Source organism: Streptomyces turgidiscabies Car8, assembly GCF_000331005.1.
Classification (GTDB): domain Bacteria; phylum Actinomycetota; class Actinomycetes; order Streptomycetales; family Streptomycetaceae; genus Streptomyces; species Streptomyces turgidiscabies.
The window spans coordinates 1-411 of sequence record NZ_AEJB01000544.1 but is presented as its reverse complement, the minus strand read 5'-3'; the positions used below and the strand labels follow the sequence as shown (position 1 = coordinate 411).

Sequence of the window (411 nt, the reverse complement as noted above, 5' to 3'; positions counted from 1 at the left end):
ACGCCGTCGGCGACGGCGGCGGCACGCACCGGGGGGAGGCGTCGTACATGAGGCGCAGGCTGGGCTGTTCGGATCTGCGGGAGGTACCGGAGGCCCGTAGGGCACTGCGCGAGCTGTTGCGGCACTGGGGGCGGCCCGGCTGCTCCGAGATAGCGGAACTGCTCACCAGCGAGCTGGTCACCAACGCGCTGGTCCACACCGACCGCGACGCGGTGCTGACGGCGACCGTCTCACCGCACGGACTACGCGTGGAGGTACGGGGACTTCGTGGGACGCAGGCCGAGGATGCGCGCACCGGTCGCCGACGACGGTACGCATGGCAGAGGGCTGGTTCTGGTGGAGTCCCTCGCCGACGCGTGGGGAGTCAGGGCGCACGGCGTGGGCAAGGCGGTGTGGTTCGAACTGAACGGG

Annotated in this window: 1 pseudogene; it reads left to right on the top strand. The window is 71.3% G+C overall.

From position 1 onward, the window contains the following. Nucleotides 1–47: 47 nt before the first annotated feature. Nucleotides 48–411 (top strand): annotated as a pseudogene (locus STRTUCAR8_RS54820) (ATP-binding protein); the annotation flags it as partial.